Raw genomic sequence first — 17816 nt, forward strand, 5'->3', positions numbered from 1 at the left:
ATCTCGCCTACACGCCCCTCGTGAACGTCCGGCGGTACTCGCTCGGGGTCGTGCCGAGGATCCGCCCGAAGTGCAGACGCAGGTTCGCACCCGTACCGAGTCCTACGTCCGCGGCGACCTGCTCGACGCCACGCTCGGAGCGTTCGAGCAGCTCACGGGCCAGGTCGACGCGAGCGCGCATGACCCACTGCATCGGCGTGTAGCCGGTCTCCTCGACGAACCGCCGCGAGAACGTACGCGCGGACACCGCGGCGTGGGTGGCGAGGGTCTTCAGGGTGAGGGGCTCGGCCAGGTGGTGCAGCGCCCACTCGCGGGTGGCGGCGAACTGCTCGCCGCGCGGCTCGGGCACGGACCTCGGCACGTACTGCGCCTGTCCCCCGCTGCGGTACGGCGCCGAGACCAGGCGCCGGGCCGCGTGGTTGGACGCGGCGACCCCGAGGTCGCTCCGCAGGATGTGCAGGCACAGGTCGATCCCCGAGGCGGCTCCGGCTGAGGTCAGTACGGTCTTCTCGTCCACGAACAGAACGTTTCCGTCGACGTCGACCCGCGGATATTTCGCGGCCAGCGCACGGGTGTAGTGCCAGTGGGTCGTCGCGCGTCTGCCGTCGAGCAGGCCGGTCGCGGCGAGCGCGAACGCGCCGGTGGAGATCGCGGCGAGCCGCGCGCCGCGGGCGTGCGCCGTTCTCAGCGCGTCGAGGACGCCGGTCGGCGGTTCGTCCCGGTCGGGCTGCCGGTAGCCCGGAATGAAGACGATGTCGGCCCAGCTCAGCGCATCCAGGCCGTCGGCGACGTGGTACGAGAGCCCGTCACCGCCGGCCACCAGGCCGGGTTCGACGCCACAGACCCGGACCTGGTACGGCATGCTCGGCCGGGTCGTGAACACCTGCGCGGGGATGCCGACGTCGAGCGGCTTCGCGCCCTCGAGCACGAGCACCGCGACCCGGCGGTCGGGCTCAGTCACCGAGCCGGGTGCCGGGGGCGGCACCCGCGTTGCCGAACTGCTCCGTCGTCCTCATCCGGGTATTGTCCGACGCCGGGGCACGATCGGGCCGCCGCTCCGGCGGTACGGGGCTCCGCTCCGGCGGTACGGGGCTCCGCTCCGGCGGTACGGGGCGCCGCTCCGGCGCCGTGAGCACGGTGAAGACCAGCGCCACGACCGCGACGGCGGCCGCCACCAGCGGCACCCATCCCACCCCGGCCGAGGCCACCACGCCGCCGCCGAGCGCGGCCCCCACACCGCTCCCCACGTAGATCATCGAACCGTTCAGCCCCAGCGCCACGGTCGCGGCCGCTCCACCCGCGGCGAACACCCGCGTCTGCTGCGGAGTCACCTGGAACGACCCGACCAGCCCGATCCCCACCAGCGCGACGATCGCCGCCGCCAGGTTCATCCGGACCGCCCACAGCACCACCATCGACACCGCGCTGACGCTCAGCCCGAGCGCGATCACCCGCAGGCCGCCCCACCGATCGGCCAGCGCGCCCACCACCCGGTTGCCGACGAAGAACGCCACCCCGAACACGATCAGCGCTACCAGCACCGACGAGGCCGACGCGCCCAGGATCGGCGCCACGTAACTGAGCACCGCGAACTGCGGCACCAACTGCAGCACGGTCGCGCAGAGCAGCAGCAACATGGCCGGAGTGGCCAGCAGCCGGAACCGCTCCCCCAGCGTCGCCGACGGCAGCCGCACCGCAGGCAGGAACACGGTCAGCACCGCCGCGACCGCCGCCAGTCCCGCGATCACCCACATCGCGGCCCGCCACCCGATCTGCTGCCCCACGAGCACGCCGAACGGCACCCCGGCCACCGTCGCCAGGCTCGCCCCCGCACCCACCACGGCGAGGGACCGGGCCCGCCGCGCCGGCGGCGATAGCACCCCCGCGACCGCGAACGCGTTCGCCTGGAACCCGGCCGCGCCGAGCCCGGACAGGATCCGCCCGGCCAGCACGACCGGATAGTTCGGACCGGCCGCCTGCGCGGCCATCCCGATCAGGAAGACCGCCATCCCGGCGCCGAGCACGATCCGCCGGTCCAGCCGCCCGGTCGCCGTCGCGATGACCGGTGACCCGATCGCGTACGCGATCGCGAAGGCCGTGGTCAGCTGACCGGCCTGCGCCACGCTGACGTCCAGATCCCTGGCGACGTCCGGCAGCAGGCCGGCGAGCACGAAACCGTCGGTCCCGAGGACGAACGTGCCGACGGCGAGCAGCGCGAGCCGCAGGGTCAGCTCGGAATTCGATGACGATCGAATCATGAACTCCACGCTAGGCTAGACTTCGATGAGCGTCAAAGTCTTAATTCGCGGGTGGTGAAGATGACGCGCACGCTCCCGGAACCGGCCGTCGACGAGCTCGACCTCACGGCGATCCTGGGCGCGCTGGCCGACCCGGCGCGGCGGTCGATGCTGACCGCGATGTACCGCGGCCCGGAGCCGATCGACTGCAGCGCGAGCACCTGGTGCGCCGGCCTCGGCCTGACCCCGCCGACCGTCTCGCACCACTTCCGCACGCTGCGCGAAGCCGGGCTGACCCGTACCGTCGTCGACGGCCGGGCCCGCGTCATCACGATCCGCCGGGGCGACCTGGAAGACCGCTTCCCCGGCCTGCTGGACGCCGTCCTGGGCCGCGGCTGACTCAGAGCGCGAACTGCTCCCGGGGCGCGCGGCTGAGCGTGCGCCAGACCGCCAGAACTCCGATCGCGACGACGCCGGCCGCCGCCGGGGCGACCGCGGTCACCCCCGCGTACTCGGCGAGGAACCCAGCCCCCAGCGCGCCGAGCGGCAGGGCGCCCCAGACCAGGAACCGGTGCACGGCGGTCACCCGTCCGAGCATCTCGTCGGGCACCGCCGCCTGCCGGTACGAGAGCGCGACGATGTTCAACAGCGTGGCCGCCGCACCCCAGATCGTCAGCCCGGCCGCGGTGACCGGCCAGTTCGGGAACGCGCCGACGGCCGCGAACGCGACCGCGATCACCGGACCGGCGAGCAGGCAGATCGCGCGGCGCTGCCCGGCGCCGGACAGCCGGTCGGCGACCGCGCTCGCCACCAGGCCGCCCACCGACCCCACCGCGACCAGCACCCCGTAACCGATCGCACCGGCGCCGAGCCGCTCCTTCGCCAGCACCACGAGGACGGCCAGGAAACCGCCCCCGGCCAGGTTCAACGCGACCGACAAGAGCGAGATCGCCCGGACCGTCGGCGCCCGGAAGAACCACCGGCCACCGGCGAGCAGGTCCAGCCGGATCGAAGCCCGCTCGGACGCGGTCCCCGGGCGCGCCGAGGGCGCCCGAACCGTGAGCCCGAGCAGCCCGAACGCCAGCAGGAACGCGGCCGCGGTGACCGCCGTCACGAGGACGGCGGCCACCGCGAACAGCACCCCGCCGATCAGCGGACCGGCCAGCTCGGCCATCGAGATCTCCCCGAACAGCAGCCGCGAGTTCGCCCGCTGCAACTGTTCCCTCGGCACGATCGACGGAAGGGCGCTGTGCGCGGCGATGTCGAACACGACCTCGCAGGTGCCGAGCACGAACGCCACGACCACCAGCACCGGGATGCCGACGAGGTCCAGCGCGACCAGGACGGCGAGCGCTCCGAGCGTCACCGCTCTGGTCAACTGGGTGGCGACCATGGCCGCCAGCCGCGGCCAGCGGTCCAGCAGGACGCCGGCCACCAGCCCGAACACCAGCCAGGGCAAGCCACCGGCCGCGGCGACGACCGCCACGCCCCGCGGCCCGGCGGCCAGGCTCGCCGCCAGCAGGGGCAGCGCGGTCGCCCGCAGCCCGTCGCCCAGCGCGGAACTCGTCCAGGCCGCGAGGTAGCCGGCGAACGCACGGTTCGCCCGGGTACGGATCATCTACAGCGCCGGGCCGACCGGGCCGGCAGCGATGTCGGGGCGCTGACGCGTCATCGAGGCCAGTGTCCCCTGGCGACCAGCGCGTTCCGCAGGCCCGGGCTACGGACCCGGTCGGCGACCGCGACGCCGCGCCGGTCGACGTCGGACAGGCTCGCGCCCGCGGCCAGCAGCATCTCGACGATCTCGAGCCGGAACCCGCCGGTGTCCGCGGTGCCGCTCGCGCCGGAGCCCGCGACCGCCAGGTGCAACGCGGTCGACCCGCCCGCCGAGGTCGCGGCCCGCGGATCGGCACCGGCCGCGAGCAGTGCCGCCACCGCTGCCGGGCTCCGCGCCCGCACCGCCCGGTGCAGCGCGGTCACCCCGCCGCGATCCGGCCGGTCGACCACGGCTCCGGCGTCGACCAGCACGCGGACGACCCGCCGCTGAGCATCCGGATGCCACACCGGCGAGGACGGTCGCGGATCGCAGGCGTAGTGCAACGACGTCGCGCCGCGGCGGTTGACCGCGTCGGCCGACGCCCCGAGAGCCAGCAACGCCCGGGCCGCCTCGTACCGCAGTCCCGCCGCCGCGAGGTGCAGCGGGGTGTCTCCGCGATAGAGCGCGTGCCCCACCTCGGGTACCAAGAAGTCGTGCTCCACACGGTCCGAGACCGCGTCGGCGAGCACGGCGATCCCGGCGGCGTCGTCCGCGAGCACCGCCCGATGGACCGGTTCCATCGCTCCCCCTACTCCGAGGCGAGGAAGGCGCGCAGCGCGAGCGCTGCTCGTCGGTCGATCTTTCACCACCGGAGCCCTCCCCGGGGTGGGAGCACGGGTAGCAGTCCGGGTTCGCACCCTAAGATGGGTCGATGCCCGATGCCGATATCCCGGTCACTTACGCCCGGTACGCCCAGATCGAAGGCCCGTTCTACCACGGGACCAAAGCCGCACTGGCCGAAGGCACCGAACTCGTTCCCGGCTTCACCTCGAACTTCCAGGACGGCCGGGTCTCGAACAACATCTACTTCACCACGCTGGTGGAAACCGCCGCCTGGGGCGCCCAGCTCGCCAGCGCGCTGGGCGGCGAAACCACGCGGGGGCACATCTACCTCGTCGAACCGCTGGGTCCGTTCGAGGACGACCCCAACGTCACCAACAAGCGCTTCCCGGGCAACCCGACCCGGTCCTACCGCACCCGCCACCCGCTGCGCGTGGTCCGCGAGCTCGACGAGTGGCAGGAGCACTCCCCCGAGGCGCTGAAGACCATGCTCGACGGCCTCGCCCGTCTCCGCGCGCAAGGCCTCGACGTCATCGAAGACTGATCCCCCGCGGCCGGATCTCCGGCGCGGCCGACGGTCGGAGCGGACGCGTCCGGTTGCGAACCGGGCGCGGAGGCCCGTTCAGAGAACGATGGCAGCCGAGACGACGACGATCCTGGCCCGGGCGGCGGCACTGCACCGCGCCGTGCTTGCCGCCCGGTGCCGCACGGAGCTGCGAAGACAGGCCGCCGACCGCCTGGTGACGCGAGCCCGGCTGGCCGAGCACACCACCCGCCTGGCCTACGAACGAGTGGTGGACGCCCGCGGACGGGCGGTGGAGCTAGAGGAGCACCCCCAGCGCCACGGCCGCGCCGATCGTCAGCGTGCCGGCGATCAGCAGGTCGACCGCCCAGCGCACCCAGCGGTACTTGGTCCGGGCCAGCACGGCGAGAAGCCGCAGGTGCCGGACGAGCGCGCCGGTGGCGAACCCGGCCGGGCTGACCGCGGCCACGATCGCGGTCTCGCCGAGGGCCGCGAGCGCGGTGAATGCCGCCGGGTCGGGACGCAGGCTGGGCCGGATCGCCCGGAGCAGCAGGAGCAGTGAGCCGCCGAGACCCGCCATCCCGGCCCACACCAGCAGATCGGCGATCCCGGCGGCGATCCGGCCCGAAGCCAGCAGCGCCGTCGCGGCGGTGAGGAGCAGCCCCGCGACGGTCGCGAGCGTATTGATCTTCGAGTCCACCCGAGCGAGTTCCGCGCGCACGTCCTCGGCGGCCCGAATCAACTCGGCGCGAGCACCGTCGTCGGAAGGGAGGGTCATCGCCCGATTTCCTGATCGAGTTCGTCGGTTGCCGGACCGGACGTCAACGTGGGCACGGATCGGCTCCTCTGGTCGGCAGCGCTGGGGCTCACAGGACCAGGGTCGGAGACTCGCGGTCGAAGTTCTGCCCAGAAATGCGCACAGCGGCAGATCAGTCAGCGAACTTTCGGTGCGCGGGTTCGGCGGCGCGACAGCCTGCGGACGGCGTGGTGGAGCGCGATCGCCCGGGCGGCTGAGGGAACCCCGGTCAGAGCTTCTGCCGGGACCCGAACTGACGACGGAGGTCACCCAGGGCCTTGAGCTGAGCCTTGGCCGTGCCGTCGGGCTCGATCATCCGGAAGCCGTACTGGTGGCCGTAGCTGTCCGACGGCGTCTTGTACGCGCAGTACACCACCGCCAGTTTCACCTGCGGCCACTGCTGCCAGGCCAGGTGGAACGACCGGGAGAGGTAGGACGCGGCCGTGGCGTCGTCGGGCACGCCGAACAGCCAGACCTGGTTGGCGGGGATGCCCTCGTTGGAGTGGACGCTGAACCCGAACTCGGTCCACCAGATCGGCTTCGCGCCGTCGCCGCGGGCGGCCATCAGGTTGATGATCGCCGGCATGTTCGTCATCCGGGCCTTGCCGGTGATGTCCGTGGACTCCGGCGGCTTGGTCTGGTTGCCCTGGTAGGGGTGGACGCCCATGATGTCGAAGTAGCCCTTGGCGCCCAGGTCGTAGCAGTCCTTGATGAACCCGTCGTCGGTCTGGCTCGGGCCGGCGAAGATCACCGGCAGCGACGCCCGCCCGGCCTTGATCGCCGCGTAGGACGCCTTCAGGATCGGCACGTACTTGACCGCGCGTTGGTAGGCGTCGCCGATGCCGCAGAACTCCGACAGGTTCGGCTCGTTCCAGACCTCGATCGCGGCGAGCTTCGAACCGTAGGTGCCGGCCAGGAACGTCAGCCAGGGCTTGATCGCGTTCGGGTCGGCCGGGTACTGCTTGACCTCGCTGCCGGTGCCGGGCCGGGACCACGCCGGTGACTGGTGCACGGTGAGGAAGATCTGCATCCCGCGGGCCCGCACCGCGTCGATCACCGCGGTCAGGCGCTTGTGGTACCACTGGTTCGCGTCCGGCGCGGCGCTCGTCGGCTGGCCCGACGACCAGCCGACGTCGGTACGGATCATCTGGACGCCCTGCGACACGAGCGTGTCGAGGTGCTTGGTGAACATCGCGTTCGGCGACGTCCCGTTCCAGTACATCTCCCAGGTTCCGTGGAACTGGGCGCCGACGACCGGCGGCGCGGCGTTCGGCACGACGGCGGCGGCCGCGGCCGGGTCGCCCAGCAGAGTGGTGATACCGGCCACGACGGGAGCCGCGACGGCTGCGGCCTTGAGCAGTGAGCGACGGTTCACGGTGGGCTTCTCTCCAGTACCTCGGGTTGCTACCGGGAGTCCGATCGGCACCGTCCGGTGCGCGACGACGAGCCGTACGGGAGCGCGACGGTTGCGAGCGGCATCCCCGGGAATGGACGGTCACCGGCGAGGTGGCGCACCGGCCCGTCGGGTCTCGGCGCGCCACGTCGGCACTTCGGCCCCCGCGATCACCGGGCGTGCACTAGCGTCACGTGGACCGCCGACGGCACAGGAGGCGACCGTGCCCGACGTCGAGCATCCGCGCGGCGGACGCTGGCCCCTGCGCGTGTCCGGCACCCTCGTCCTGATCAACGTCGTCTGGCTGACGCTCGGCCTCGCCCACCCGTGGGCGCATCCGGTCGGCGGGTGGGTGTCGCTGCCGGTCGGCGTGGTGCTGGCCGGGCACGCCTGCTGGCAGGTCACCCGCCTCCCGGCGCTCGATCCGGTGATCCGGCGCTTCTGGGGCTACCTGGCGCTCGCCTGCGGACTGCTCGTCGCCGCCACCGTGTCCAACATCGCGGACGCGCTGGGTCCGCCGACCCCGTCGCAGCGCATCGGCCCGCTGACGCTCATCCTCTACGTGTCCGTGCTCGCCGTCGTCCTGTGGGCGCTGCTGCGGCTGCCCCCGTGGCAGCGCAGCCGCAGCGACTGGATCCGGTTCGGACTCGACGCCTGCATGGTGCTGATCACGGTCGCCGCGCTGCTCTGGCACCTCTCGCTCCGCAACCACGAGCGGTGGATCACCCAGACCGGTTCGTCCGGGGCCATGCTGGCGATGACCGGGCTCGCGGTGCTGTCGATCGCGACGTTCGTCAAGGTGGCGTTCGCCGGCATCGGTGGCCTCGACCGGCGCGCGATCTACGTGCTGGCCGCCGGTTGCGCGATCAGCGCGGCGGTCGGTTCGCTCTCGCCGTTCCTGATCTCGCGTCCGTACCTCTCGACCAGCATGGTCGCGGTGCCGGTGGCCGCGTTCAGCTGCCATCTCGCGGCCGTGCGTCAGCGGCGCGCCACCGGGACGTCGGCGGTGCCCTCGCGCCGGGTCAGCGTGATCCCCTACCTCGCGGTGGCCGTCGCCGAGTGCCTGCTGCTGGCCACCGGCACCGCCGATCGGACCGAGACCGCGATCCTGGAGCTCGTCGCGGTGGCGCTCACCTCGGTGGTCGTCGTCCGGCAGGTGCTCGCGCTGAACGACAACAACCGGCTGCTGGCCACCGTGGACCATCAGGCCACGCACGACGCCCTCACCGGAATCGCCAACCGGGCACTGCTCGACCGGCACCTCCGCGCGCTGCTGGCCGAGCGGCGCTCGTTCCACCTGGTCCTGCTCGACATCGACGACTTCAAGGACGTCAACGACCGGCTCGGCCACGGTGTCGGCGACGCGCTGCTCGGCGTCATCAGCGGCCGGCTGACCGTCGTCGCCGGCGACCTCGGCCTGGTGGCCCGCCTCGGCGGCGACGAGTTCGCGATCGCGGTGCCGGCCGACGCCGACGTGGAGGACCTGGTCGAGCGGATCCTCGTCGCGATGCGGGAGACCGCCCGGCTGTCCGGCCAGACCGTCGTCACCCGCACCAGCATCGGTCTCGCGACCAGCCGGGACGGCGACGACCCGGGCGAGCTGCTGCGCCGGGCCGACGTCGCGATGTACGCGGCGAAGGCCGCCGGTGGCGACCGAAGACACTGGTTCGACGAGGCACTCGACCGGGCGGCCGAGGAGAGCGCCGCGCTCTCCGCCGACCTGCGCACGGCGGTCGCGGACGGCGAGCTCCTCGTACTGTTCCAGCCGATCGTCGATCTCGCGACCGAGGCGACCGTCGGGGCCGAGGCGCTGGTCCGGTGGCGGCACCCGGTACGCGGCGAGGTCTGCCCGGACGTCTTCGTGCCGCTCGCCGAACGCAACGGGACGATCGTCGAGCTGGGGTTCTGGGTGCTGGGGCAGGCCTTCCGGCAGGCCGCCGCCTGGCAGCGCCGCTTCGGCGAGGACGCCCCGGCCAAGATCAGCGTCAACGTCTCGGCCCGGCAACTGGCCGAACCGGATTTTGTCGGCCGTGTCGACGCGATCCTGCGCGCGACCGGCGCCGACGCGGCCCGCCTGGTGCTCGAGGTCACCGAGTCCGCGGTGTTCACCACCGACGTCGCGGTTGCGCAGCTCCACGAGCTGAAGCGCCTCGGGCTCCGGGTCGCCCTCGACGACTACGGCACCGGGCACTCGTCGCTCAGCCTGCTCATCGACTGCCCGGTCGACCTGTTGAAGGTCGACAAGTCCTTCGTCAGCGGTCCCACCGCCGGGAGCGCGGGCGCGATCATCGCGCGGAACCTCATCGGGTTCGCCGACGATTTCGGTCTCGAGGCCGTTGCCGAGGGCATCGAGACCGCGGAGCAGGCGGCCTGGCTGCGTGGGGCCGGCTACCGGCTCGGCCAGGGATACCTGTACGGACGCCCGATGCCTGCCGCCGACCTCGAACCGCGCTTCGCCCGCAAGCCGATCGCGGCGCCGTCGTAGGGCCCGCCGGTGCCCGCCGCGCGACCGGGCCTCTTACGTGAAGAGGCGGCGCTTGGCGTCCTCGAACTGGTCGCGGCTGATCTCGCCGCGCTGAACGAGCTGCCAGAGCCGGCGGAGCTCCTCTCCCGCGTCGGCGGGAGCGGGCGAGACCGGCGGACGCGGCGAGTGGATCGCGTCCCGGGCGGCGTTGATCGCGCCGACCAGCACGGCCAGCGAATCCTGCTGGTTGCCCTTGAACGCGATGTTCAGCGACGGCCGGTCGTCGCCCCGGGCGTACTCGATCCGGAGGTGACGGCCGCCGAAGCGCGCGGCCTTGATCTCGACGTCGGTGATGTCTTCGATCGGCGCGCGCCGATCACCGGGCCTGCTGAGCTGGCCGGGGTCTTGGATCGTGACCCACGCTCCGTCGTACGTGATCTGCTCGGACCGCCCCTGCACCACGAGCGGGTGCTGGGGGGTGGGCGATAGCGGCGAAGGACCCGTCACGCAGGCGAGGTTAGGGGCCCGGGAGCGACCCCCGGCGGGATTCCCAGGACAGTGGACGAGTGGCGAAAAAGCGCAGGCCAAACAGCCTGAACACTTGACCCGTTCACCGCTTGCGCACCAATCGCAACACGGTGTATACGGAGCGCTACCGAACCTCGGGGCAGAGCTAAGTGTAGGGCCGCGGCGGGCACCGTCCAAAACGGCCGGTGCCCGCCGAGGATCAGGCGGCGGCCTTCTTCACGAATTCGGTCGTGTAGGTCTTCGACAGGTCGACCGTGTCCTTCTTCCCCCGGACGTTGGGCGAGAACGTCGCCAGCACCTCGAGCACGTTCCGGGCACCGTCGGCGTCCATCACGCCGTCGTCGGTGAACATGCCCTTGCTGTCGTTTATCGACTTCGCGTACAGCGCCGGGTCGTCGCCCGCGTACTGCTTCGGCATCTTCGCCGCGATCTCGTCGGCCGAGTGCGCGTTGATCCAGCGCAGTGTCTTCACGAACGCGTTCGCGAGTTTCTGCACGGTCGCCCGGTGCGCCGACACGTACGCGCAATCCATGTAGAGCGAGCTGGCCGGGTAGAGACCGCCCAGCGCGGCGCGGGTGCCCTCCTCGGTCCGCATGTCCAGCATGACCTTGCCCTTGCCGCTGGTCAGCAGCCGGGCGATCGTCGGGTCGGTGGTCATCCCGGCGTCGATCCCGCCGTTCTCGATCGCCGCGATGAACGTCTGCCCGGCTCCGGCCTTGACCGTCGTGTAGTCGGACTTCGTCAGCCCGGCCCGGGCCGCCAGGGCCTGGGTGAGGAAGTCGGTCGAGGATCCCGGGCTGGTCACGCCCAGGCGTTTGCCCGTGAAGTCGGCCGGGGTCTTCATGGTCTGATCGGCCGCCATCACCTCGGCCTCACCCGGCACGTCGGCGAACTGGACGACGCTCTGCACGCACTTGCCCTTGGTCTGCAGGTCGACGGTGTGGTCGTAGAACCCGACGACGCCCTGCACGTCGCCGGCGATCAGCACGTTCTCGGCCTGCGCACCGGCCGGCTCGGTCAGCAGCTTCACCGAGATCTTCTGGTCGGCGAAGTACCCGAGTGACTCGGTGAGCTTCGCGGGCAGGTAGATCACCTTGTCGATCCCGCCCACCATGATCGTCACCTGCTCCGAGCCACCGGTGTCACCCCGCGAGTCGCGGCACCCGGTGAGCGCCAGCGCGAGTACCAGTCCCACTGCCATCATGCGACGCATCCGAAGCTCCTCAAACCATGACTTCGACGTTGGTGGACGGCGGACGCCAGGCCAGCAGACGGCTCTCCAGCCGGGTGAGCAGCCACTCCGCCAGCAGCGCGATCACCGTGATGACGACCATCCCGGCGTAGATGCCGGCGGCGTCGAACGTGCCCTGGGCGTTGTTGATCAGCAGTCCGAGGCCCTTGTCGGCGCCGGTGTACTCGCCGACCACCGCGCCGATCAGCGCGAACCCGAACGCCACGTGCAGCGAGGCGAGGATCCACGACGTCGCGCTGGGCAGCACGATCGTGAGCAGCACGGCCCGCGGCGACGCCCCGAGGATCCGGGCGTTGTCGACCAGCGTCTTGTCGACCTCACGCGCGCCCTGGAACGCGTTGAAGAACACCGCGAAGAACACCAGCACGACCGCGGTCGCGACCTTGGACGAGAGCCCGAGCCCGAACCAGATCACGAACAACGAGGCCAGCACGATCCGCGGGATCGCGTTCGCGGCCTTGATGAACGGCGCGCACACCTCGGCCAGGAACCGGCTCCGTCCGAGCAGGACACCCAGCACCACACCGGCCACCGCGCCGATCACGAACCCGGCCACCGACTCCTGCAGCGTCACCCAGATCTGCAGCCAGATCGAGCCGAACGCGGTGCCCTCGCTGAACCACTCGACCAGCCGCCTCCAGATCGCCGACGGCTGCGAGTAGTAGAACGGATCGATCAGGTACCGGGCCGAGAGCTCCCAGCTCGCGAGCCAGGCGGCGACGAGCGCGACCCGGGTTCCCCACACCCGCACGGCGTGCCGCCGTCGCGCGGAGCCCACGCGCGGCGCGGACGCCGCACCCGGCGGAGCGGTAACCGGCTCCGTGGCCTCGGTCCCCGGTGACTTCGGCTCAGGCGACACGAGCCGCTCCCCTCGCGCGGGTGATCTCGACCTCTTCGCGCAGCGAGTCCCAGACCCGCCGGTAGACCTCGAGGAACGACTCCTCCAGCCGGATCTCCTCGACCTTGCGCGGCCGCTCCAGCCCGACCGTCAGGACGTCCTTCACCGTGGCCGGACCGGCGGTCATCACGACCACGCGATCGGCCAGCGCGATCGCCTCGGTCAGGTCGTGCGTGACGAACACGACCGCCGCCCGGTGCTCCGACCACAGCTGCAGGAGCAGGTCCTGCATGTGTTCGCGGGTCTGCACGTCGAGCGCGCCGAACGGCTCGTCCATCAGCAGGATGGCGGGCCGGTTCACCAGTGTCTGGGCGAGCGCGACCCGCTTGCGCATGCCACCGGAGAGCTGGTGCGGGTAGTACTTCTCGAAACCCGCCAGCCCGACTTTCGCCACCCATTCGCGAGCCTGGTCCCGGGCGGCCTTCTTCGCGGTACCCCGGTACCGCGGCCCGGCGGCCACGTTGTCCAGCACGGTCCGCCACGGCAGCACCGCGTCCTGCTGGAACATGTAGCCGAGGCCGGGCGGGATCCCCCGCACCGGCGTCCCGGACACCTCGACCGTCCCCTCGGTCGCCGGGGCGAGGCCGGAGATGAGCCCGAGGGTCGTCGACTTCCCGCACCCGGTCGGGCCGACCACGCTGACGAACTCCCCGGCACCCACGTCGAACGTGACGTCGTGGATGGCCGTGTGCCTTTCGCCGTCCCGATTCGCGAACGCTTTCGTGGCGGCCCGGAGCGCAATCACTGAGCTACTCGGTGTGAGCTGGGTCATGGCGCAGGACCGTAGGGATGTTTCGGGCGGTTGAACATCCTTGTGCGCGTTGCCCGGCGAACGCCGCACAAGTCGCGTTCTGCGCGTTCTGCTCACCGGTGAATTGGCCGTAGGGTTCCGGCATGGTGAGGCGAGTCCCGCGCTTCGCGACTCAGGTGCTGCTGCTCCAGGTCGCGATCCTCCTCCTGGTGGTCGGGGCCGGCTCCGCGCTGGTCGCCGTGCTCCTCCGGCGGACGCTCGAGCACCAGTACGAGGCCCGTGCGCTGGCGATCGCCCAGTCCGTGGCCTCCGACCCGTCGATCGCGAGCCACGTGGCCGCCCACGATCCGGCCCGCGTCCAAGCCTTGGCGGACGACGTCCGGCGGCGCACCGGCGCGTTGTTCGTCGTGATCACCGACGATCGGGGCATCCGGTACTCGCACACCGACCCGGAGCGGATCGGCGAACGCGTGAGCACGGATCCGAGCGGGCCGCTGTCCGGGCGGGAGGTCGTCGCGGTCGAGCGCGGCACGCTCGGGCTGTCGGCCCGGGGCAAGGTCCCGCTCTACGCCGGGCCCGGCCGCACGATCGTCGGCGAGGTCAGCGTCGGCATCGCGTTGACCGAGGTCACACAGGCGACGGCAGTGCTGTTCCGGACCGCCGGGATCGTCACAGGGGTCGCGCTGCTGGCCGGCATCCTCGGCGCGGTCGCGCTCGCCCAGAGGCTCCGCCGCCAGACCCTCGGCCTCGAACCGACCGACCTCGCCGACCTGCTCCGCGAGCGCGAGGCGGTGATGCACGGCATCGCCGAGGGTGTCGTCGCCGTCGACCGCGCCGACCGCATCACGGTCTGCAACGGTGCGGCCGCCGACCTGCTCGGCGGGCCGATCGCGCCCGGCACCCCGCTCGAGGCCGCGTCCCTCCCTCCCCGCCTGCGGACGTTACTGAGCACGACGGATGCGCACGGGGCCCTCGTCGTCGCGGGCGAACGACTGCTGGTCGTGACGGCGGGGCCGGTGCAGCACGGCCACCAGGATCTCGGCCGGGTCGTCACGCTGCGCGACCGCACCGAGGCCGACGCGCTGTCCCGCGAGCTCGACATGGTGCGGACGCTCTCGGACGCACTGCGCGCGCAGTCCCACGAGCACACGAACCGGCTGCACACGCTGGCCGGGCTGCTGCACATCGGCGAGGACGAGGAGGCGCGGAGCTACCTGGGTGAGCTCAACGGCAGCACCGACCCGGACGGCCGGGTCCGCGACCCCTACCTGCGGGGTGTGCTGTCGGCGAAGACCGTGGTCGCCGCCGAGGCCGGCGTCGCGCTGAGGCTTTCGGACGAGACGTACCTCCCGGCCCGGCTGCACGCGCCGCTCGACGTCATCACGGTGCTCGGGAACCTGGTCGACAACGCGGTGCGGGCCGCGCGGCTGGGCCACCGTCAACCGGCCTGGGTGGAGCTGACCGTCGTGTCCGAGCAGGACACGTTGCGGATGGTGACGGTCGACAGTGGCGACGGCGTGCCGGCGCAGGCGTCCGAACTGGTCTTCGAAGACGGGTACACGACCGCGGGCGCCGACCGGGACCGGCCGCACGGCCTGGGGCTGGTGCTGGCCCGGAGGGCGGCCCGGCGTCACGGCGGAGACGTCGTGCTGGCGCGGGCGGCCGGACTCGACTGCGGCGCGGTGTTCGAGGCGCGCCTGCCCGGGGTGGTGGAGGTGCCGTGATCCGGGTGCTGGTCGTCGACGACGACTACCGGGTGGCGGAGTTGCACGCGCGCTACGTCCGGGAGACGCCGGGTTTCACGGTCGTCGGGGTCGCGCACAGCGGCGCCGAAGCGCTGGCCGCGGTACCGGGGGCCCGGCCGCACCTGGTGCTGCTCGACCAGTACCTCCCGGACGCGTTCGGCACCCGGCTGGCCGGCTCGCTGAACTGTGACGTGCTCATGCTCACCGCGGCCGGTGACGTCGCCACCGTGCGCGAGGCGTTGACCTGCGGGGTCGTGAACTACCTGGTCAAACCGTTCACTCAGGCCGCGCTGGCGGAGCGCCTGCGCGCCTACTCGCGCTACCGCGACCACCTGCGCGGCGACCGGGTCCTCGACCAGCGCGAGATCGACCGCGCCGTGCGCCTGATGCGCGGCGGCGACCGCCTCGACGCCGGGCTGCCGAAGGGCCGGTCCGAGCACACCGCGCGGCTCGTGTCGGGCGCGGTCCGGGACGCGGACTCGCCGGTCTCGGCCGCCGAAGTGGCGACCGAGCTCGGCCTCTCGCGGGCGACCGCGCAGCGGTACCTGTCCGATCTCGCGGCCGACGGCCGGATCGTCATGACGCTCCGCTACGGCTCGACCGGCCGCCCGGAACACCGCTACACCTGGAAGTCCTAGCCGAGGGAAGTCCTGGCCGAGGGAAGTCCTGGCGTGAATCGCCTAGTACTGGCCGGTGGCCGGGGTCCAGCGCTGGTAGCTGCCGCCGTTGCAGCCCAGCGTGTAGACCCGGCCCTCGGTGTTGCTGTCCAGGCAGAAGCCGGTGGAGAGGTTGCGCCAGGTGCGCTGGTTGCCGTGGCGCTCGCGGACCCAGGTCTGGTAGTTCCCGCCGTTGCAGCCCAGCGTGTACGCCTTGCCCTCGGTGTTGCTGTCGAGGCAGAAGCCGGTGGCGAGGTCGCGCAGCGTGTAGCCGCCGTCCACCGGCCGCAAGACCCACTTCTGGAAGCTGCCGCCGTTGCAGCCGAGCGCGTAGACGTTGCCCTGGCCGTTGCTGTCCAGGCAGAAGCCGGTCGCGAGGTTCGTGTAGGTGTTGTAGGTGCCGGCGAGCGCGGCGCTCGGAGCGAGCTGACCGGCCGCGACCGCCGCCGCCGCGAGCGCCCCGCCGACGACGGCCCGAGTGAAGATGCGCATGACAATACCCCCATGGATACGACATATCGGTCGTGAAACGGGGCAATTGTCGCACTAAGGCCCACCGTTCCGTGGCCCTCCGGTGGGCGGGATAATCGTCGGCCGTGCAGGCAGCGGAACGCATTCCCCCGGGGCTGACGCCCGAACGCCTCGGCTTCTTCACCGACGCCGTCTTCGCGATCGCCATGACGCTGCTGGTCGTCGACATTCCCAAGCCCGAAGGCGGCCCGGAGTTCGACACCGCGGAGGCGGGCCGGGCCGAGGCCGCCGGCAATCTCCTCGACTTCCTGGCCGGCCGGCTCAGCTCGTTCGGCGCGTACCTGCTGGCGTTCGCGATCCTCTGGCTGGTCTGGCGGCAGCACCACATCCTGCTCGACCGCCTCACCCGGACCACACCCCGGCTGGTCACCCTCCACCTGCCGCTGCTCCTGCTGGCCGGGTTCCTGCCCTACCCGACGGCCGTCCTGGGCCACCACGTCGGCAACCCGACCGCGGCCGGGTTCTACGCGGTCAGCACCGGCGCGCTGCTGCTGGCCCGCTCGGCGGTGCAGAGTCAGCCGCTGCGCGACGGCCTGCTCCCCGAAGGATCGAACCTCGTCGCGTACCGTCGGGACGCCCGCGCGTCCTGGGCGGTCGGCTGGTACTTCCTGGCCACGGTGCTGCTGTGCTGGTGGGCGCCCTGGACCCAGATCGCCTGGTTCGCCGCACCGCTGGTGCACTCGCTCTTCAGCCGGCGGCTCCCGCTGACGATCTACCACGACTTCTGAGGAGGAGCGTCCGGAGTCAGCCGCTACCTGGCCCTCGACCACCCCCGGCCGGGTCGTCGCCGTCCACCGCACCGACGGCGGCCTGCCCGTCTGGACCGGCGACCCGGACGACCTCACCGCTGGCTCACCGGGACGATCGGCTCGTCGATGCGGATGTACCACGCCAACGCCGGCATCCCCCGCGACCAGCACGCTCGCCGCGTCGAGACGCCGTCCGGCTTCTCACTGTTCCCGGGCGACACCGCGCGCCCACCGAGGGCGTGGCTCGAACGCACGACCAACCTGGTTCACCTGAACCACCTCGACCGGGGCGGCCATTTCGCACCGTTCCGAGGAGCCCGAGCTCTACGCCGCGAGCTCCGCGACTTCTACCGCCCGTTCAGGCGATCGCGGCCCGCACCAGCTCGGTGATCCGTTTCTCGACCTCGGGCGACCACGCCGCCAGCGCGTACGACGTCGGCCACATGTCGCCGTCGTCGAGGTGCGCGTGCTCCTGGAACCCGAGCGTCGAGTAGCGGTATTTGAACTTGCCCGCGTGCTGGAAGAACACGACGACCTTGCCGTCGGCGTTCGTGTACGCCGGGAAGCCGTACCAGGTCTTCGGCAGCAGCTGCGGTGCCGCCGCCGACACGGTCACGTGCACCCGCTCGGCGAGCTCGCGGTCGTCCGGGTCCATGCCGGCGATCGCGTCGAGCAGCTGCTGCAGGCCGTCGGCTTTCTTGGCGCCCTTCTTGCCCTCGGCGCGCAGTTCCTCCGCGCGCTGCTTCATCGCTGCCCGCTCTTGGGCGCTGAAGCCGTCCATCGTCGTGGTTCCTCTCTGCCTGCGGTCACCGTCCTCCCAGACGCTAGGCGCGGCCCGGGCGGCGGCGCTTCTCGATTCCTGACCGCCTGCACCCGCCGGGTCGCTCGTCCGGACCCGAGCCCCACGGTGAAACACTGC

18 protein-coding genes and 1 pseudogene are annotated in these 17816 nt (G+C 71.9%); 7 read left to right on the top strand and 12 right to left on the bottom strand.

Annotation, left to right across the window (positions count from 1 at the left end):
- Positions 1 to 7: 7 nt before the first annotated feature.
- Positions 8 to 961: a GlxA family transcriptional regulator gene (locus ACIBZJ_RS03900; protein WP_395925160.1), complete on the bottom strand. Its 954-nt coding sequence runs from the start codon at positions 959 to 961 to the stop codon at positions 8 to 10.
- Entirely contained in the window at positions 954 to 2258 is a 1305-nt protein-coding gene (locus ACIBZJ_RS03905; protein WP_395925162.1) for an MFS transporter, read from the bottom strand. The genes ACIBZJ_RS03900 and ACIBZJ_RS03905 overlap by 8 nt, the downstream gene beginning before the upstream one ends.
- Positions 2259 to 2318: 60 nt before the next feature.
- Here ACIBZJ_RS03905 and ACIBZJ_RS03910 point away from each other — a divergent pair, with 60 nt between their 5' ends.
- Positions 2319 to 2636 carry an ArsR/SmtB family transcription factor gene (locus ACIBZJ_RS03910; RefSeq protein WP_395925164.1) on the top strand — a complete coding sequence of 106 codons (318 nt, stop codon included), beginning with the start codon at positions 2319 to 2321 and terminating at the stop codon, positions 2634 to 2636.
- Position 2637: 1 nt separating this feature from the next.
- On the opposite strand, the gene ACIBZJ_RS03915 is transcribed toward ACIBZJ_RS03910, so the two are convergent.
- Together ACIBZJ_RS03915 and ACIBZJ_RS03920 are read right to left on the bottom strand one after the other, a co-directional pair.
- Complete coding sequence (locus ACIBZJ_RS03915; protein ID WP_395925166.1) at positions 2638 to 3855, bottom strand: MFS transporter; 1218 nt, start codon at positions 3853 to 3855, stop codon at positions 2638 to 2640.
- A gap of 50 nt (positions 3856 to 3905) precedes the next feature.
- Positions 3906 to 4571, bottom strand: a complete 666-nt coding sequence (locus tag ACIBZJ_RS03920; protein WP_395925168.1) for an ankyrin repeat domain-containing protein — start codon at positions 4569 to 4571, stop codon at positions 3906 to 3908.
- 131 nt (positions 4572 to 4702) lie between these two features.
- Between ACIBZJ_RS03920 and arr the strand changes: the two genes are divergently transcribed.
- Positions 4703 to 5155 carry an NAD(+)--rifampin ADP-ribosyltransferase gene (arr, locus tag ACIBZJ_RS03925; protein ID WP_395925170.1) on the top strand — a complete coding sequence of 151 codons (453 nt, stop codon included), beginning with the start codon at positions 4703 to 4705 and terminating at the stop codon, positions 5153 to 5155.
- A gap of 277 nt (positions 5156 to 5432) precedes the next feature.
- Here arr and ACIBZJ_RS03930 read toward each other — a convergent pair whose 3' ends face one another.
- A complete protein-coding gene (locus tag ACIBZJ_RS03930; RefSeq protein WP_395925172.1) occupies positions 5433 to 5912 on the bottom strand; it encodes a Pycsar system effector family protein in 480 nt (159 codons plus the stop codon).
- A 247-nt stretch (positions 5913 to 6159) separates the two neighbouring features.
- The gene (locus ACIBZJ_RS03935) at positions 6160 to 7305 is read right to left on the bottom strand and encodes a cellulase family glycosylhydrolase (RefSeq protein ID WP_395925174.1); all 1146 of its coding nucleotides are present in this window, start codon (positions 7303 to 7305) and stop codon (positions 6160 to 6162) included.
- A gap of 241 nt (positions 7306 to 7546) precedes the next feature.
- Here ACIBZJ_RS03935 and ACIBZJ_RS03940 point away from each other — a divergent pair, with 241 nt between their 5' ends.
- Positions 7547 to 9808, top strand: a complete 2262-nt coding sequence (locus tag ACIBZJ_RS03940; protein WP_395925176.1) for a putative bifunctional diguanylate cyclase/phosphodiesterase — start codon at positions 7547 to 7549, stop codon at positions 9806 to 9808.
- A 33-nt stretch (positions 9809 to 9841) separates the two neighbouring features.
- Here the strand turns inward: ACIBZJ_RS03940 and ACIBZJ_RS03945 are convergent, their stop codons facing one another.
- From ACIBZJ_RS03945 to ACIBZJ_RS03960, 4 genes are all read right to left on the bottom strand, one after another.
- Positions 9842 to 10294: a hypothetical protein gene (locus ACIBZJ_RS03945; RefSeq protein ID WP_395925178.1), complete on the bottom strand. Its 453-nt coding sequence runs from the start codon at positions 10292 to 10294 to the stop codon at positions 9842 to 9844.
- Between the two features lie 220 nt (positions 10295 to 10514).
- The gene (locus ACIBZJ_RS03950; RefSeq protein WP_395925181.1) at positions 10515 to 11528 is read right to left on the bottom strand and encodes an ABC transporter substrate-binding protein; all 1014 of its coding nucleotides are present in this window, start codon (positions 11526 to 11528) and stop codon (positions 10515 to 10517) included.
- 10 nt (positions 11529 to 11538) lie between these two features.
- On the bottom strand, positions 11539 to 12426 hold the full coding sequence (locus ACIBZJ_RS03955; RefSeq protein WP_395925183.1) for an ABC transporter permease: 888 nt from the start codon (positions 12424 to 12426) through the stop codon (positions 11539 to 11541).
- Complete coding sequence (locus tag ACIBZJ_RS03960) at positions 12416 to 13237, bottom strand: ABC transporter ATP-binding protein (RefSeq protein ID WP_395925185.1); 822 nt, start codon at positions 13235 to 13237, stop codon at positions 12416 to 12418. Before ACIBZJ_RS03960 ends, ACIBZJ_RS03955 begins: the two co-directional genes overlap by 11 nt.
- Before the next feature lie 122 nt (positions 13238 to 13359).
- Here ACIBZJ_RS03960 and ACIBZJ_RS03965 point away from each other — a divergent pair, with 122 nt between their 5' ends.
- A complete protein-coding gene (locus ACIBZJ_RS03965; RefSeq protein WP_395925188.1) occupies positions 13360 to 14940 on the top strand; it encodes an ATP-binding protein in 1581 nt (526 codons plus the stop codon).
- On the top strand, positions 14937 to 15599 hold the full coding sequence (locus tag ACIBZJ_RS03970) for a response regulator (protein ID WP_395925190.1): 663 nt from the start codon (positions 14937 to 14939) through the stop codon (positions 15597 to 15599). Before ACIBZJ_RS03965 ends, ACIBZJ_RS03970 begins: the two co-directional genes overlap by 4 nt.
- Before the next feature lie 42 nt (positions 15600 to 15641).
- Here the strand turns inward: ACIBZJ_RS03970 and ACIBZJ_RS03975 are convergent, their stop codons facing one another.
- Positions 15642 to 16109 carry an RICIN domain-containing protein gene (locus ACIBZJ_RS03975; RefSeq protein WP_395925192.1) on the bottom strand — a complete coding sequence of 156 codons (468 nt, stop codon included), beginning with the start codon at positions 16107 to 16109 and terminating at the stop codon, positions 15642 to 15644.
- A gap of 104 nt (positions 16110 to 16213) precedes the next feature.
- On the opposite strand from ACIBZJ_RS03975, the gene ACIBZJ_RS03980 reads away from it, so the two are divergent.
- A complete protein-coding gene (locus ACIBZJ_RS03980) occupies positions 16214 to 16876 on the top strand; it encodes a TMEM175 family protein (protein ID WP_395925194.1) in 663 nt (220 codons plus the stop codon).
- A gap of 9 nt (positions 16877 to 16885) precedes the next feature.
- Positions 16886 to 17287 (top strand): annotated as a pseudogene (locus tag ACIBZJ_RS03985) (epoxide hydrolase); the annotation flags it as partial.
- Here the strand turns inward: ACIBZJ_RS03985 and ACIBZJ_RS03990 are convergent.
- Entirely contained in the window at positions 17256 to 17678 is a 423-nt protein-coding gene (locus ACIBZJ_RS03990) for an iron chaperone (protein ID WP_395925196.1), read from the bottom strand. The pseudogene ACIBZJ_RS03985 and the gene ACIBZJ_RS03990 overlap by 32 nt on opposite strands.
- Positions 17679 to 17816 lie beyond the last annotated feature (138 nt).

Origin of the sequence: Cryptosporangium sp. NPDC051539, assembly GCF_044454545.1 — a bacterium.
GTDB lineage: Bacteria > Actinomycetota > Actinomycetes > Mycobacteriales > Cryptosporangiaceae > Cryptosporangium.